The sequence below is a fragment of the Advenella alkanexedens genome, from assembly GCF_019132845.1.
GTDB classification, from domain to species: domain Bacteria; phylum Pseudomonadota; class Gammaproteobacteria; order Burkholderiales; family Burkholderiaceae_B; genus Advenella; species Advenella alkanexedens.
On sequence record NZ_JAHSPR010000007.1, the window covers coordinates 90,741 to 106,328 of the forward strand.

Below are 15,588 nucleotides of genomic sequence, written 5' to 3' on the forward strand. Positions count from 1 at the left end.
TTTGGGAGTAGGACGGTTTATTTGTATAAAACCTCGGGCAGCCACAAACCAATTTGCGGGAATACATAAAGCAGAATGAGTGCAAAAATCTGAATTCCCATAAACGGTAGCATGCCAAGAAATATCTGGTTCAGGGTCACATGTGGTGGCGCCACGCCTTTCAGGTAAAAGGCGGACATGGCCACTGGGGGTGAAAGGAAAGCGGTTTGCAGGTTGAGGGCAACCAGAATGCCAAAAAACAGTGGATCGATATTGTAATGAGCCAGCAAAGGCAGGAAGATGGGCATGAAGATCACAATAATCTCCGTCCACTCAAGTGGCCAGCCCAGCAGGAAAATGACAATTTGCGCCATGATCATGAACTCAATGGGGGTTAAATCCATTGACAATACCCAGGCGTTGATAATTTCCTGGCCACCGAGCAGGGCAAAAGCGGCAGAGAAAATACTGGAACCCACAAAGAGCCAGCATACCATTGCGCTGGTTTTTGCCGTCAGGTACATGGACTCCTTGAGCATGGACATATTCAGTCGCCGGTAGGCAAAGGCCAGCAATAACCCGCCAAATGCCCCCATGGCAGCCGCTTCGGATGGTGTGGCAAAGCCAAACACAATGCTGCCCAAGACAGCCAGGATAAGAATGGCCAGTGGGAAGAAGGAGGCCAGGAGCATTTTGAAAATTTCCAGCCGGGCAAAGGTAAAAAATGCATAAAAGATAAACAGCATGACCAGAGCGGCAAAGAAAATAATCCAGAAAGTCATGGGGGCGCTGGTTCTGCCCAGTTCGTCAGCGATTAAGGTTTCAGTGGTGGTAACCTCTTCTGCGGTGGCTTGTGCCATTGGCTCTGCCCCGGGGGGCTCATTCAGGGCACCGGGTGGCTCAGCCAGCCCACCCGCGCCAGGGGGCTCAGCCAGGCCACTGCCGTAACTGTCAGACAGGGTATCAAAGGAGCCAAATCCCATTTCTTGCAATTCATTGGTTTGTTGTGGTGCAGAGGCGGTGACTATTGTATAGGTGATACCCATGGCACCAAAGAAAACGATGGCGGGCAATAAAGTGATGAAAAGCTGATACAGCAGGGACTTTGCCGGTATGTCAACATTGCGCTTGCCCTTAAGGGCACTTAACAGGCCCGGCAGGGCTTTGTTGCTGATGGAATTTTTAATGTTTTCGGCAAAATCGGGCAGGGAAACGCGTCTTTCTTCCTCGGACAAAGGAGGAGCCAGCTTGGGGTTGAGTTTGGCCATGATGATGACGTAAACAACATAAAGCACGGCCAGCATAATGCCAGGAAAAAAGGCGGCGGCATACAGCTTGACTACTGATACGCCCGCAACAGCGCCATACACAATTAACAGTACCGAAGGCGGAATCATGATGCCCAGGCATCCGCCAGCGGTAATGGCACCGGCAGAAAGTTTAACGTCATAACCGGATTTCAGCATGGCCGGCAAGGCTAGCAAACCCATTAAAGTTACCACTGCGCCAACAATGCCGGTGGCCGTGGCAAAAACCGCACAGGTAATAATGGTGGCAACCGCCAAAGAGCCGGGTATGCGAGCCATGACCAGATGCATGCTTTTGAAAAGTTTTTCAATCAGGTTGGCGCGTTCAACCAGGTACCCCATGAAAATGAATAAAGGCACGGCAATGAGGACATCATTGGTCATAACGGCGTAAGTACGCAGAACCATCAGGTCCAGCGTTTGTTCCACGGCAAGACGCGTGCCCATATCCTGATAAGCATACAGGGTAAAGCCAACACCCATGCCCATCAGGGTGAAAGCAGTGGGGAACCCCAGCATAATGGCCACAACAATCAGGGCCAGCATGAGCAAGCCCATATGCCCATTAGTGATATCCGCCGGGGCGGGCATGAAAATAACCAAGGTGATAATAATGCCAAATAATATGGTAAGTCCGAACCAGGCTTCTTTTTTCATGGTTGATTCCTGTTTTTATCTGTTATGTATTCATCTGCTTGAATAATGTCTTGCGTTGAAACATGAACCATGTTTTTCAGCTTATCAACATCAACCTCTTCCACATCAATGTTCCGTGATGGCCATTGCCCCTTTTTCAGGCACATGATGCATCTGACGACTTCCACAAATCCTTGCAAAAACAAGGCAAAACCGGCAATGGGAATAATGGCCTTGAATGGATAGATAGGAGGGCCATCGGCCGTAATGGTGGAGTGTTCATTGATCACCCACGATTCGGAGGCGTAGTTGTAACCTGCCCAAACCAGGGCAATAATGCCGGGAAAGAAAAAAAGAAAATAAAGGATAAGATCCAGGCTGGCCTGCAAACGAACCGGAAAAAAACCATACAGTACGTCACCGCGCACATGTCCGTTTTTGCCTAGCGTATAAGCACCGGCCATCATGAATAGTGCACCGTATAGCATGTTCATGACATCAAATGCCCAGGCATGGGGTTGATGCAATGCATAGCGTGAAAAAACTTCGTAGGTAACAAAAAGCGTGAGGATAAGGGCGCACCAACTGAATAGTTGGCCAATTAATGTGTTGACTTTATCAATAAAGCGCAATATTTTTCGCATACGAATTCGCCTGGCAGTATTGATCCATGGATGTCACTTTCACTCTTGACAAGAATGAAAGTGACACGAAGGGCTGTAAACGGGTAAGACGTTTACAAAAAAGTGCGTAAGCCCCGGCTTTAAGATTTCTTGGCGGCAGGCCGGGCAAAATAATGGTTATAGGCCATGCGTCGGTTATTGTTGGTGTCCATGTCCCAACTGACCGCCCGCTCAGCAAATGCCCGTTGTGATTCCTCAATTTCCTTGAACAGGGGATTGCTTTCCGCTTTTTTGGCGACAATATCGTCCCAGGTGGTTAATTGCTGCTGAAGAATGGCGTCTGGCGTTTTGTAGAACTTGACATTGTCTTCGGCTTTCAGTTTGACGTAATCTTGTGAATAACGGTCTATGGCTTTCCAGGACATATCGGCCGAAGCGGCTTCTACCGCGTTTTCTATAATGGCCTTCATTTTGTCTGGCAGTGCATTATATTTATCTTTATTGAAGGTGATCTCAAAGGTTTCGGAGGGCTGGTGAAAGCTTTGCAGCATACATACCTTTGAAACATCGGGGAAGCCAAGCAAACGGTCGGAAGAAGCGTTGTTGAATTCAGCGCCATCCAACAGCCCGCGATCAAGGGCGGGTACGATTTCACCACCCGGCAGGGCATTAACGGCAGCTCCCATGGCGGTAAACAGGTCAATGGCCAGACCGTTGGTGCGGAATTTCAGACCTTTCAGGTCTTCTGCTTTGGCAATGGGCTTTTTGAACCAGCCCAGTGGCTGTGTTGGCATTGGGCCGCTCAGGAAGGAAACGACATTGCCACCAATAGAGTCATACAGCTTGACCAGTAATTCTTTACCGCCACCATATTTAAACCAGGCAAGCAACATATTGGCATCCATGCCATAGGCGGGTCCGGAAGAAAACAGGGCAAGCGCATTTTGTTTTCCATAACTATAACCAAGAACGCCATGGCCGCCATCCAGGGTCCCTTTTGAAACGGCGTCCAGCAAGGCAAAGGCGGGTACAACCGCACCGGCCGGAAGGACTTCGATTCTAAGCTCTCCACCTGTCATGTCATTGATTTTTTTTGCAAAATCAAGGGCGTATTCGTGGAAAATATCCACAGTTGGCCAAGTGCTTTGAAAGCGGAAACTGGTGGGGGTTTGTGCACTGACAATGGCCGGGAAACCCATGCCTACGGCAGCGGCCGTACCGGCTGCCGCCGTGCCCAGGAATTTACGGCGTGATTCGGTTTGTGGTGGGGGTGCGGAAGGTTTTTTTGCAGGACTGTTATTAGCCATGGTTTGTCTCCTATGTGGCTGATACAACTGGTGATACCTGATAGTGATTATGTTTGTTGTGCTACAGACTGCGACTCCAACTAAATTTATACGCACTCTATTATTCATTGTCAAGATCTATGGACTAAGTGTAAGTGCCCATATTTAAATGCAAATTTTATGCTTTTTAAATTGTGCGTATGCATTGCCATGCTCTGCGTGGGAATGCCAGATGACACTCAAAATAATGTTCTTGATAATCGTGTTTTGAACTTGATGTGAATTTACATTTTGTGTGCTATTTTACTTACAATTATTTTGCATTGATCTATATCAAGAAAGTGCCATTTTGTATGGTGCTGAAATAACTGGTCATAATTTCACAATGTGGAATTTAGAAGGATGTAGGCGTGTGGGGAATGTGGCTATTGTGATTGATGGTAATAGAAATCATGGGATTTTTATCAAAAAACATTCTAATCAAATGATTTGAATAAAAGATATTTATTTTTAAAACAACAAAATAGTGCTCAAATTTGTAACATAATAATTCACTTGAATTTCAGGAAATGTAAATTTTGATGTTTTTATTTTTGTAAAAAATATTTTCATATAATTCATTTTTTCATTTGCTAAAGATCTGGATCCTAAAAACACAGATTTTTAAATAATCTCAAATTTTCATTATTGGAGTAATTATTATTAATTAGGGTGTTTTTTGAGGGCGAGAAACGTTACTTAATTGACTATAACAACACGATTTTTATAAAGCCATTCTTGTTTTTTTGTATTAAGCAGGCATAATTCGGTGGTCAAGACAATTAATAAAACACAAATTTATTATTTTGTCATCTAGGGTTTACCGCAGGATTCATAAAAAAATAACAATTCTTTTTTATGATGGAAGCTTTGTTAATTAACTTTTTGTTTATCTGGTTTGTTAACAATGAGTTCAGAAGCGTGCAAGTAATTTGTAAATTGGCAAGACTATAATCAACGATGCGGTTATGACTTTGCTTGTGTTTCCGAATAAATTTAATAAGTGACTACGAATGATGAGTATTGGCCAGTCTCCCTTTATGCAGGACACCAACCTGGTGAATGAGTTAAGAGAAGTTAACTTGTCTTATTTACTGTTGGCTCAACGCATGTTGCGAGATGATTTTTCCAAAGGAATGTACCGTTTGGGACTTGGCAGGGAGGTCGCCGAGTTGTTGATGGATTTAAGCACTTCGCAGGTATTGTCGTTGGCATCTTCAAACTCCCTTATTTGCGGGTTCCGCCTGAATGATATTGCATTGCTGGGAGCTCTTACTAAAGATGGTATGAACGGTACCCTTAAGCAGGTACAGGCCTCCATGATGCTGGCACAGCAGGAGCCTGATCGTGTTATGCAGGAGGCATCTCGGTGAGCGAAAAGGTGAAAGCCAAGGCAAAACCCAAGGCAAAACCAAAAAGTGTTCTTAAAGATGGCATGGATATCTCGCTGGCCAGCCAGATGATACAGCTGGGTGCTCGCTTGCAAGTGCTCGAGGCGGAAACCGATTTAAGCAGTGATCGGCTGTCCCGGCTCTATCATGAGATTCATCACCGCTCTCCGCCCAAGGGTATGTTGCCATACTCCACCGACTGGTTCATGTCTTTTTACCAGAATATTCATGCAACCCTGTTTTACAGCATTTATCTTAATCTGGTCAGTCATACTGATACCCAGGGGATACAGGCGATTATTGAAGCCTATACGCTTTATCTTGAACATGATGAGGTACAACGATCTTGGGATGAACAAAGCAACGAGCCGGTGTTGAGTTTTACCCGCGCCTGGATGCTGGTTCGATTCTTTAAAAGCGATTTAATGCAAATGTCCACCTGCTCACAGTGCAGTACGGCTTTTGTTACCCACAAGCATGAGTTGGAAAGTGGTTTTGTCTGTGTCATGTGCAAGCCGCCAGCCAGAATTGTGGGCATGCTTAACAAACAGGCAACCGCTTCTTATTACGGCAAGTTTTAGTCGATCTTCTGTCTGTCGGCCCCGTCTTGGTGGCTTGCCTTTGCCTTGGTTGCAGTGTCGTTCAAGGGGGCAGGGGTGCGGCCCTGTTTTTTAAAAAAATTAAATTAATGTCATTTATTGACGTTAATGAACATGCAGCACCGAAAACTATTAACAATTGTTGGCTGACATAAACAGCCTGAATGGATTGCCCAAATCATGCGTAAGAATTTGCCTGTTAACGATATTGAAACTTTAGTCCAGGATGACCAGTACCTCATTTCCAAAACCGATTTAAAAGGGCGTATCACTTACTGTAATCCGGCTTTTGTTGAAATAAGTGGCTTTACCCGGGAAGAGTTGATAGGCAAGCCGCATAATATTATTCGTCACCCGGATATGCCCGAGCTGGCATTCCAGGATTTGTGGGAAAGCGTGCAAAGCAAAAAGCCCTGGACGGGGCTGGTTAAAAACCGTCGCAAGGATGGTGGCTTTTACTGGGTTCTGGCCAACGTGACGCCTATTTTTCAGGGTAGTGAGGTAACAGGCTATGCTTCGGTCAGGGTCAAGGCGGATCCCGAGAGTATTGCCAAGGCCGAAGCCCTGTACAGGCAGATCAACAATGGCGAGAAAATACCCTATACGATCAAACAGGGGCGCAAAGTGCCCTTGGGAATCCGTCGTATCTTTGCCGGGGCAGGCCGCATTTTACAGAAAGGATTTGCACCTGGCCTGATGCGGGCAGCCATGTTGTCTGTCATAGGCATGTTGTTCCCGACATGGCTGGTTGCCACCCAAACCCAATTGCCGGGTGGTAACCCGACCCTCTTCGGAATCATGGCCTTGTTTGTTTTATCCATTGTGTTGCTGTCTCTGAAAATGGCCAGGGATATCAAACAGCCCATTGATGGTGCTGCCGATATTATCCGCCAGATTTCTGCTGGCAACCTGAACAATAACGTCAATTCCATTCCCAAAAACGAGATGGGTGAGCTGTATTACTACCTGGATATGATGCGCAAGGCGCTTATTGGCATCAGTGGTGAGGTCATGGTTGGGGCGGATGCAAACTCAAGAATTGTGACTGCATTGCAGAAAAACAGCCAGACGCTGGCCATGCAAACGGAAGATCAGGCGGCCTCGTTGCAGGAAACCGCAGCCAGCCTTGAAGAGCTGACGGTCACTGTCAAGCAGAATGCCGAGAATGCGCGTTCGGCCAACTCGATTGCCCTGGAAGGCTTGCGGGTGGCGGAAAATGGTAGTGACAAAGTCAATCAGGTCGTGCGTTCAATGGAAGAAATGAACGACAGCTCAAGAAAAATTGAAAGCATTGTCAAAATTATTGAAGATATCGCATTTCAGACCAATCTCCTGGCGATTAATGCCAGTGTCGAATCTGCGCGTGCCGGTGAGGCTGGACGCGGGTTTGGGGTGGTGGCTGCCGAGGTGCGTAATTTATCGCAAAAAAGCTCAGATGCCGCCAAGGAAATCAAGGCACTGGTTCTGGCTTCGGTAGAGGATGTCACACAAAGCTCCCGTCTGGCAGAAGAGGCGGGCAGTGTGATGAAGGAAATCATGGATTCGGTGCAGGGGATGGTCAATATCATGGCTGAAATTTCCACTGCTTCGGTTGAACAGTCCAGCGGGCTGCAACAAATCAACCTGGCCGTCAATCAGATGGATCATGCCGTACACCAGAATTCGGCCATGGTTCAGGTCCTGTCGCAGACCTCCGTTGAGTTGGGTCAGCAGGCACAGGAACTGAAGCAGTCCATTGGCGTGCTCAACAATATGCAGGGTTAAGAGCGGCTAAATGCAGAAGTAAGCCGGTTTTTGCGGGCTGTTCTATTCAATGGCCTGTACGCCCTGCCCGTAAAATGGTATTTTGGTCAGTTTTGGTGTCTTCGGATACGGGTAAGGGGCTAGCGTGTTAGTCGTCATTGGATACGGTATTGTATTAATTTGTGTGTTTGGGGCCTATGTCGGAATGGGGGGGCACCTTAGCGCCCTTTTTCAGCCGCTCGAGCTGGTTCTGATTGGTGGTGCGGCACTGGGTGCTTATGTGGCGGCCAACAACATGCGCTCCATCAAGCAATTGGGTAATAGCCTGGTGCGGCTTTTCAGAAAAAACAAATATGACAAGGCGTTGTATCTGGAAATTCTTGCATGCCTTTTTGTCATTACCCGAAAAGCTAAAAGCGAAGGTAAAAACGTCATTGAATCTCATATCGAGGCACCCGAGGAAAGTGATATTTTCAGTCAGTTTCCCATGGTGCTTGAAGATAAAAGGGTGCTGAATTTCATCTGTGACTATTTCAGGATGATTATTAGCAGTAACATGAGTGCCTTTGAGCTTGAGCAGCTCATGGATGAAGAAATTGACACGTGTCGCCATGAAATGAACGTCCCGGTCAAAGGTCTCAAAGCCGTAGGGGACGCTCTTCCTGCATTTGGGATTGTGGCTGCCGTTTTGGGCGTTGTTAAAGCACTGGCCTCCATTGACCAGCCCCCCGCCATTTTGGGTGACCTGATCTCCAAGGCAATGGTGGGTACCTTTTTGGGTATTTTGATGGCTTATGGCTTTGTTTACCCGGTGGCTGATGCGATTGAGCGCCGTAACAATGAAAGCGTCAAGACATTAGAGTGTATCAAGGTGACGTTGCTTGCCTATATGCACGGCTATTTGCCGGCTGTCGCGGTCGAGTTTGGCCGTAAAGTCCTGTTCTCTTCCGTTCGTCCCTCATTTGCGGAGCTTGATGAACAGGTTCAATTATCCAAGTCAGCCAAGTAAACATACAGTATGTCAGGTAATGCCCCACGTATAGTCGTCCGGAAAAAACGCCCTTCACATGATGAAGGGCATTCGGGTGGATCATGGAAGATTGCTTACGCAGACTTCATGACTGCCATGATGGCTTTTTTTCTGGTGATGTGGATTCTGTCGCTGGTGCCCAAAAGCGAACTTAAAGATCTGGCCGATTATTTCAGGCGGCCGCTGATTTCAGCTGTCACGGGTGATCCTCATAAGCAAGCCAGCAGAAACGTGATTCCAGGCGGGGGTACAGCATCTCCCATTCCCAACCAAAGCAATTTGCCGGATATTGGGGCCTTGATTCCGCAGGTTAACCGTAGTGAGCAAAGTGAAGATAGCGAACGTCTGGAAAACCTGAAACGCAGTGTCGATTTGCAAATTGAGAATAATCCGACCCTGAAAAATTTCAAGCCGCAGATGCTTATGGACATGACGCCAGAGGGTTTGCGTATTCAAATTCTGGACAACCAGCAACAGCCCATGTTTGCCACCGGCAGTGCACGGCTTAACCCCGAAATGGTTTATATCCTTAAAGAGCTGGCTCCATTGCTTAATGATATGCCTAATGGGATATCCATCAGCGGTCATACCGATGCCACGCAATATGTCACTGGTGAACATGCCTATAGTAATTGGGAGCTGTCTGCCGACAGGGCGAACTCTGCCCGGCAGGCACTGGTGAATAATGGTCTGTCTGAAAGCAAGATCAGACGGATATTGGGCCTGTCTTCAACCATCAACCTGGTCAAGGATGATCCGTATTCACCCATCAACCGGCGTATCAGCATTGTGGTGCTCAATCATAGGGCAGAGCAGGTGCTTGATAAAATGAATGCATCGCCGGCTCTGAAGCAGGAAGATCTGGATGCCAGGCTGAAACAGGAAAAAGAAAATACCAGCATTCCTGAGAAATCGTCCCTGGGTAACGTGCAAAGTCTTTCTCCTTCGGTTAATTCCGCCACCCTGGTCACGGCACCAGAAAAGACCCCTGAATTATCGCCCCGTCATCTGCCCGTGCCGCCTCAAAGCGTGGTGTCAGTGCGCCAGGAGGAGGCTGCTATGCCGTTGGTTGCTGCTCAGTCAGGGCCCAGTCAGACAGAGGTCGATCAGCCTAAACTTCAACTTCAACCTCAACCTCAACCTCAGCCTGAGACAGTGGTTCAGCTGGTTCAGGGCTTGGGTGACAGTGGTTATGATATTGAAAAAATCATGCCATCTCCTGCCAGTAAACAGGACAGTCTTTTGTGGCAGACGGCAGATACGGTTGTCGGGTCTTTAGTGGGAACCGCAACGGCAGCCATTCCTCCTTCATCGCTGCCAGAGCAGGTTTCAACCACATCGCCGGTGTCACAAAATAAAAACCGGAATTTTTCCCGGGAAGCCAAGGAAATTGAAAATCCTGCCGTTAATGTAGACAAGGCATTTGAAAATTCGCCCGCTTCAGATAAACCAGCAGTGCCAGCGAAGACAACTCCTTCAACCAACAATGCTTCTGACAAGACAGCGGCTTCCGGGAAGAAATCGGCTTCAACGCAGAAAGTAGAGCCCGCCATGAAAGCGGCCCCGGCTAAAAAAACAGAGCCGGTGAAGAAAGCAGAATCGGTGAAGAAAGCCGTACCAGCCAAGAAAGCCGCACCGGCAAAAAAAGCGGCTCCTGTCAAAAGCGTCAATCAGGAAGTCGATGATGGTGTCGGTAAGGTGGGAATCATCGCAAAGCAGGGAATGCCTCCAGCAAAGGTAAACCCGGGTAACAAGGTTTCGTCTGTGAGTAAAAGCGGCTCCGGGAATTCCTCCGACACGGCCAAACCAGGTCCATCGACCAAAGCGGTTGAGACGGAAATTGATCTCAGGAGTATTCTTCACAACAATTTTTATCAGTGACAGACAGGTATATGAGCAGCCCAGATTTAAGTGAGTTTCATGATACGTTTTTTGATGAGGCCCAAGAGCTTCTCCAGGGTATGGAGCAGACCCTGCTGTCCCTGGATCCAGAATCCCCTGATCACGAATCACTGAATGCGATTTTTCGTTGTGCCCATTCCATCAAGGGGGGGGCTGCCGCTTTTGGGGTTTTTGATGATCTGGTCAGCACAACGCACAAGCTGGAAAATATCCTTGACCTGGTGCGCAACGGGAAAATGCCCCTGACGCATGAGGCGATCAGTGTTTTTCTAAAAGCCAAAGATGTGTTGTGGGACCTGGTGCAGGCTTATCGGGAACAACGTGAACCTAGCAGCGAAAGCGCACATGAATTGCTGGTCATGTTGCAGCAACTGGGCGAAGGCAAGTCTGCCGAGGCAAAACCGGTCCTGGCACAAACTGATACTTCGTCTGTGCCAGAGCAGGCTGAGTCGGGTATTGAAAAGAGTACGCAGTCAAAAACACCGGTGGCAGAGCCTGAAACGACATCGGAAGCCACGCCGGAAGTTGTCATCCCTGAAGGGGAAAAACTGCTTAAGGTCACCTTGATGGATGTGTCGGAAAAAGACCGTTTGTCCTTGCATAATGAATTGGGCATCATGGGAACCCATATCCGGCAATCCAGTTCGGGCAATGAGCATTATTACTGGTTAAGTTCTGCCTTGCCGCCCGAGGACATTATTGCCGTATGTTGCTTTGTGATTGATGAGTCACAAATTAAAGTGGAAGAAGACAAGCCTGTTGCACAACAGCCTTCCATAAAGGCTCCGGAACAGCTGGCGGTAACTCCAGCACCCGCTCCAGCACTGGCCACGGCAACTTCGTCGTCTTCGCCTGTCGCGGTGTCCACGACTGCTCCGGCACCCATCCTGACGGCAAAAACCGTTAGTGAGGCACCGGTAAAACAGGCGGTGCCCAAAGCCGCAGCGGCCAGCAAAGAAAGCGGCACGATTCGTGTACCCATCCAGAAAGTGGATCAGCTGGTCAATCAGGTGGGTGAAATGGTAATTAACCAATCCATTCTGATGCAGGCCAACCAGTCACTGGATCCGATTGCACATGCTTCCCTGATACAGGATATCGAGCATATGGGCAGTGCCTTGAGGACCCTTCAGGAAGCAATCATGGCTTTGCGTATGATGCCCATGGATTATGCGTTCGGACGTTTCCCACGGCTGGTGCGGGAGACCGCGAGCAAACTGGGCAAGCAAATCGAACTGATTACCAAGGGCGGTGGCACCGAGCTGGACAAAGGCCTGATCGAGCGCATGATCGATCCCTTGACCCACTTGATTCGCAACAGTCTTGACCATGGCATTGAAATGCCTGAAAAACGGATTGCGTGCGATAAAGACCCCGTGGGGAAAATTACCATCAGTGCGCAACACCAGGGTGGCCGCATCATCATCGAGGTAATCGATGATGGCGCAGGCATGGATCGTGAAAAGTTAATTAACAAAGCGATTGAAAAAGGTCTGCCCGCCTCGCATAACATGACCGATGATCAGGCCTTCATGCTTATTTTCGAAGCCGGGTTTTCTACTGCGGAAAAAGTGACGGATGTGTCCGGTCGTGGAGTCGGTATGGATGTCGTCAAGCGTAATATCCAGGAACTGGGTGGCCTGACGCAGATCGAGTCCGAAAAGGGCAAGGGCACAACCATCCGGATTTCGCTGCCCCTGACGCTGGCCATTATGGATGGCATGACCGTGCAATCAGGTAAAGAGCGATTTGTGCTTCCTCTGAGCCATATTGTTGAATGTCTGCAACCTGCCAGCGACCAGATCCGTATTCTTGAGGAAAACAAGGCCTTGCTGTTATTGCGGGGAGAGCATTTGCCCATTATTAATTTGTGGGAAGTGTTTTCGATTCCACATACAGAGCGTGATTTGCAAAAATCCATTATTGCTGTTTTGCAGGTGGGCAAAAGCCGGTATGCGCTGGCGGTTGACCAGTTGCTGGGCCAGCATCAAATCGTGGTCAAAAACCTTGAAACGCATTTCAAACGGGTACCGGGTGTGTCCGGGGCCACCATTTTGGGCGATGGCAGTGTTGCCCTGATTCTGGATGCGGCTGCCATTCTTGAGCAAAACAAGTTTGGATTGATGCCTTACGGTGCGGGATTCAATAGCCCCGTACTACAACAAGAGAGAGTTTAAGCATGAGCCAGGAAAAAAAAGATGAGCTGAATTATCACTGTCTGGTGTTTTGTGTCGATGGCCAGGAGTTTGCCATTGATATTCTGAAAGTCCAGGAAATCAGAGAGTATCAGCCGGTAAATGTGACACGCGTGGCACATATGCCTTCGTATATACAGGGCTTGATCAACTTGCGTGGGCAAATTATTCCCATCATAGATCTTCGTATCAAACTGAAAGTCCGCGAAGTCGAGTACACTCCGCAAACCGTGGTGATTATTCTGGGATTGTCTGACCGTATTGTGGGTATTGTGGTGGACAGTGTGTCAAATGTGGAGCTGATAGCCAAAAACACGATCGAGCCACCTCCCAGTGTGAATAATCCTGCCCCTTATTTAATTGGTTTGACCACTTACAAAGACCAGTTATTGCAAATCGTGGATGTTGAAAAACTGATTGATCATGAACACTGGACCTTAAGTGACCTTAACCATGAGACGTAACCATGGATGCCCTGACTCGATCGGCCTGGACAGAGACTAGTTATAAGCGTGCCTTGAAAATGCTTCATGACAGAAGCGGTATCATCGTGGGCGAGCACAAGATGAAATCAAGCGAAAGGTTGCTTGAGGGTTTGCGCAAAGAGTATGGTTTTGTGACCATTGACGATTTTCTGGATTCCCTGGGGAACAACAAGGATCATTCCGGTTGGCCAGCGTTTATCAATTGCTTTACCATTAACCATACTGCGTTTTTCCGGGAGCCGCATCATTTTGAAATTCTGGCCAAGTACATAGAAAAACACCGCACCAATTGTGCCATATGGTGTGCTTCCTGCTCTACCGGAGAAGAACCCTATTCCATTGCCATGGTGTTAAATGAAATAGTGGGTGAGCAGACGCCTTGCCCCAGGATTGTGGCCACAGACATTGATGGTCAGGCAATTCAAAGGGCCAAGGCAGGCATTTACAGTATTGACAAATTAACGGGAATTTCCGAAGAACGCCTGCGCAGGCATTTTCTCAAAGGCAATAATAAATTTGAAGGCAAGGCTAAAGTCAAACCGGCCTTATGCGACAGAATAGAGTTTTCCGAATTGAACCTGATGTCGTTTTCATGGCCAAAGCCTGCCATGTTTGATGTGGTTTTCTGTCGCAATACCATGATTTATTTTGATCACGAGACACAGGTGCGTCTGGTGGCAAATTTTGCGCGTTCAATGAAGCCGGGTGGCTTATTGTTTATTGGCCATTCAGAAACCCTGGCATCGACCACAGATCAGTTCACCCTGTTGGGACAAACTGTATACCAGCGCAATAATCGTTAGTTTTAAAGCAAGAAGAAATATGACTGAGTTGAAAAAAGGGTTGATCCGGGTATTGTGTGTTGATGATTCGGCACTGATGCGTCGGATTATGACAGAGGTAATTAATGCCGAACCGGATATGGAGGTAGTGGGTACAGCCCCTGATCCGCTGGTGGCACGGGATATGATCAAACAATTGAATCCCGATGTGATTACGCTGGATGTGGAAATGCCCAAAATGGACGGGTTGGATTTTCTGGAGCGCTTGATGCGCCTGCGTCCGATGCCTGTAGTCATGGTTTCTTCCTTAACCCAGAAACATTCTGCCATCTCTTTGCGGGCGCTTGAATTGGGTGCTGTTGAAATCGTTTCCAAACCCAATGCGCAGTCAGGCAAAACCCTGGAGGCTTACCAGCATGAAGTCGCTGAAAAAATCCGGGCGGCCAGTCGGGCCCGTTTGAAGCAATATGTAATGCCCGGTCAGGAAGTGCCGGTCATTAAAACAGCGGGCAATGTCAGTAATGTCAGGAATGACTGGGTGGTGGCAATCGGTTCATCCACCGGTGGAACCGAAGCATTGTCCAGGGTTTTGACGGGTTTGCCACGGGAATGCCCACCTATAGTGATTACCCAGCATATGCCGGCAGGATTTACCGCTTCCTTTGTGCAAAGGCTTGATCGCACATGTGCGTTAACCGTTCATGAGGCAAAAGGTGACGAGATGCTGGAAAGTGGCCATGTGTATCTGGCCCCCGGCAGTGTGGCTCACCTGGCCATTCGCAAGTCTGGCAGTGTTTACCGGACCGTGTTGATCGAGTCCGAACCTGTCAACCGTCACCGCCCATCGGTGGATGTCCTGTTTTCCAGTGTGGCTAAAGAAGCAGGAAAAAAAGCAACTGGTATCATATTGACCGGTATGGGTAAGGATGGTGCCCAAGGTTTGTTGGAAATGCGCAAAGCCGGTGCCGATACCTTTGTGCAAAATGAAGCCACTTGTGTGGTATATGGCATGCCCGGTGAGGCGATGAATATTGGTGCTACCGATGAAGCGGTGCCGCTTGAGAAAATTGGCGAACGGCTTTTCAAGGGGCTGGCCAAAGTGCAGTTGCCGCTTAAGCGATAATATGCAATGTTGAATACTAAAAATAGGATAAATGCAGTATGAATAAAGATATCAGGATTCTGATTGTTGATGATTTTCCGACCATGCGTCGTATTGTTAAAAACCTCTTGAAAGACTTGGGGTTTGAAAGCGTTGATGAGGCTGAGGATGGTGCGCAGGCGCTGGGTAAATTACGTAATGGCGTATCCGGTTATGATTTGGTGGTTTCCGACTGGAATATGCCTGTCATGGATGGGTTGACCATGCTCAAGGAAATCCGGGCCGATGAAAAACTCAAACAGATTGCCGTCCTGATGGTGACAGCAGAAGCTAAAAGTGAAAACATTGTGAGCGCCGCCAAGGCGGGTGCAGACGGTTATGTCGTCAAACCCTTTACCGCAGCGACACTGGAAGAAAACCTGAATAAGGTGTTTGAGAAAGCCAAGCGTCGCATGGGCGCCTGAAAATGCCAAACACCGGATGGATCGT

General features: G+C 48.1%; 13 protein-coding genes. 10 read left to right on the forward strand and 3 right to left on the reverse strand.

The genetic code is table 11. The features are described 5' to 3' along the window. Positions 1-17: 17 nt before the first annotated feature. The 3 genes from KU392_RS10240 to KU392_RS10250 all read right to left on the reverse strand — a co-directional run bounded on the left by KU392_RS10240 (position 18) and on the right by KU392_RS10250 (position 3,852). On the reverse strand, positions 18-1,943 hold the full coding sequence (locus KU392_RS10240) for a TRAP transporter large permease (protein WP_217735221.1): 1,926 nt from the start codon (positions 1,941-1,943) through the stop codon (positions 18-20). Further along, a complete protein-coding gene (locus KU392_RS10245; RefSeq protein WP_169294922.1) occupies positions 1,940-2,566 on the reverse strand; it encodes a TRAP transporter small permease subunit in 627 nt (208 codons plus the stop codon). The genes KU392_RS10240 and KU392_RS10245 overlap by 4 nt, the downstream gene beginning before the upstream one ends. Before the next feature lie 119 nt (positions 2,567-2,685). Continuing rightward, on the reverse strand, positions 2,686-3,852 hold the full coding sequence (locus KU392_RS10250; protein WP_217735222.1) for a TRAP transporter substrate-binding protein: 1,167 nt from the start codon (positions 3,850-3,852) through the stop codon (positions 2,686-2,688). Positions 3,853-4,886: 1,034 nt separating this feature from the next. Here KU392_RS10250 and flhD point away from each other — a divergent pair. The 10 genes from flhD (at position 4,887) to cheY (ending at position 15,563) form a co-directional block, all read left to right on the forward strand. Next, positions 4,887-5,243, forward strand: coding sequence for a flagellar transcriptional regulator FlhD (flhD, locus tag KU392_RS10255; protein WP_425514655.1), 357 nt, complete (start codon positions 4,887-4,889; stop codon positions 5,241-5,243). Continuing rightward, complete coding sequence (flhC, locus tag KU392_RS10260) at positions 5,240-5,842, forward strand: flagellar transcriptional regulator FlhC (protein WP_343212440.1); 603 nt, start codon at positions 5,240-5,242, stop codon at positions 5,840-5,842. The genes flhD and flhC overlap by 4 nt, the downstream gene beginning before the upstream one ends. A gap of 198 nt (positions 5,843-6,040) precedes the next feature. Further along, entirely contained in the window at positions 6,041-7,624 is a 1,584-nt protein-coding gene (locus tag KU392_RS10265; RefSeq protein WP_169294920.1) for a methyl-accepting chemotaxis protein, read from the forward strand. Positions 7,625-7,748: 124 nt separating this feature from the next. Next, the gene (gene motA, locus KU392_RS10270) at positions 7,749-8,612 is read left to right on the forward strand and encodes a flagellar motor stator protein MotA (protein ID WP_169294919.1); all 864 of its coding nucleotides are present in this window, start codon (positions 7,749-7,751) and stop codon (positions 8,610-8,612) included. Between the two features lie 9 nt (positions 8,613-8,621). Then, positions 8,622-10,514 (forward strand): flagellar motor protein MotB, encoded by a 1,893-nt coding sequence (gene motB, locus KU392_RS10275; RefSeq protein ID WP_217735223.1) that lies wholly within the window; start codon positions 8,622-8,624, stop codon positions 10,512-10,514. An 11-nt stretch (positions 10,515-10,525) separates the two neighbouring features. Beyond that, positions 10,526-12,712, forward strand: coding sequence for a chemotaxis protein CheW (locus KU392_RS10280; protein ID WP_217735224.1), 2,187 nt, complete (start codon positions 10,526-10,528; stop codon positions 12,710-12,712). A 2-nt stretch (positions 12,713-12,714) separates the two neighbouring features. Continuing rightward, a complete protein-coding gene (locus KU392_RS10285; protein ID WP_169294916.1) occupies positions 12,715-13,194 on the forward strand; it encodes a chemotaxis protein CheW in 480 nt (159 codons plus the stop codon). Positions 13,195-13,196: 2 nt separating this feature from the next. Then, on the forward strand, positions 13,197-14,018 hold the full coding sequence (locus KU392_RS10290) for a CheR family methyltransferase (RefSeq protein WP_169294915.1): 822 nt from the start codon (positions 13,197-13,199) through the stop codon (positions 14,016-14,018). Between the two features lie 28 nt (positions 14,019-14,046). Further along, positions 14,047-15,120, forward strand: a complete 1,074-nt coding sequence (locus tag KU392_RS10295) for a protein-glutamate methylesterase/protein-glutamine glutaminase (RefSeq protein WP_281421613.1) — start codon at positions 14,047-14,049, stop codon at positions 15,118-15,120. Positions 15,121-15,158: 38 nt separating this feature from the next. Continuing rightward, positions 15,159-15,563: a chemotaxis response regulator CheY gene (gene cheY, locus KU392_RS10300; protein WP_169294913.1), complete on the forward strand. Its 405-nt coding sequence runs from the start codon at positions 15,159-15,161 to the stop codon at positions 15,561-15,563. Positions 15,564-15,588: the final 25 nt, after the last annotated feature.

Excerpts from the sequence above, each read along its gene's own strand:
- cheY (WP_169294913.1), top strand. The coding sequence starts at position 15,159 with ATGAATAAAGATATCAGGATTCTGATTGTTGATGATTTTCCGACCATG.
- KU392_RS10290 (WP_169294915.1), top strand. The coding sequence starts at position 13,197 with ATGGATGCCCTGACTCGATCGGCCTGGACAGAGACTAGTTATAAGCGT.
- KU392_RS10245 (WP_169294922.1), bottom strand. The coding sequence starts at position 2,566 with ATGCGAAAAATATTGCGCTTTATTGATAAAGTCAACACATTAATTGGC.
- KU392_RS10265 (WP_169294920.1), top strand. The coding sequence starts at position 6,041 with ATGCGTAAGAATTTGCCTGTTAACGATATTGAAACTTTAGTCCAGGAT.
- KU392_RS10240 (WP_217735221.1), bottom strand. The coding sequence starts at position 1,943 with ATGAAAAAAGAAGCCTGGTTCGGACTTACCATATTATTTGGCATTATT.
- KU392_RS10250 (WP_217735222.1), bottom strand. The coding sequence starts at position 3,852 with ATGGCTAATAACAGTCCTGCAAAAAAACCTTCCGCACCCCCACCACAA.
- KU392_RS10285 (WP_169294916.1), top strand. The coding sequence starts at position 12,715 with ATGAGCCAGGAAAAAAAAGATGAGCTGAATTATCACTGTCTGGTGTTT.
- flhD (WP_425514655.1), top strand. The coding sequence starts at position 4,887 with ATGAGTATTGGCCAGTCTCCCTTTATGCAGGACACCAACCTGGTGAAT.
- motB (WP_217735223.1), top strand. The coding sequence starts at position 8,622 with ATGTCAGGTAATGCCCCACGTATAGTCGTCCGGAAAAAACGCCCTTCA.
- KU392_RS10280 (WP_217735224.1), top strand. The coding sequence starts at position 10,526 with ATGAGCAGCCCAGATTTAAGTGAGTTTCATGATACGTTTTTTGATGAG.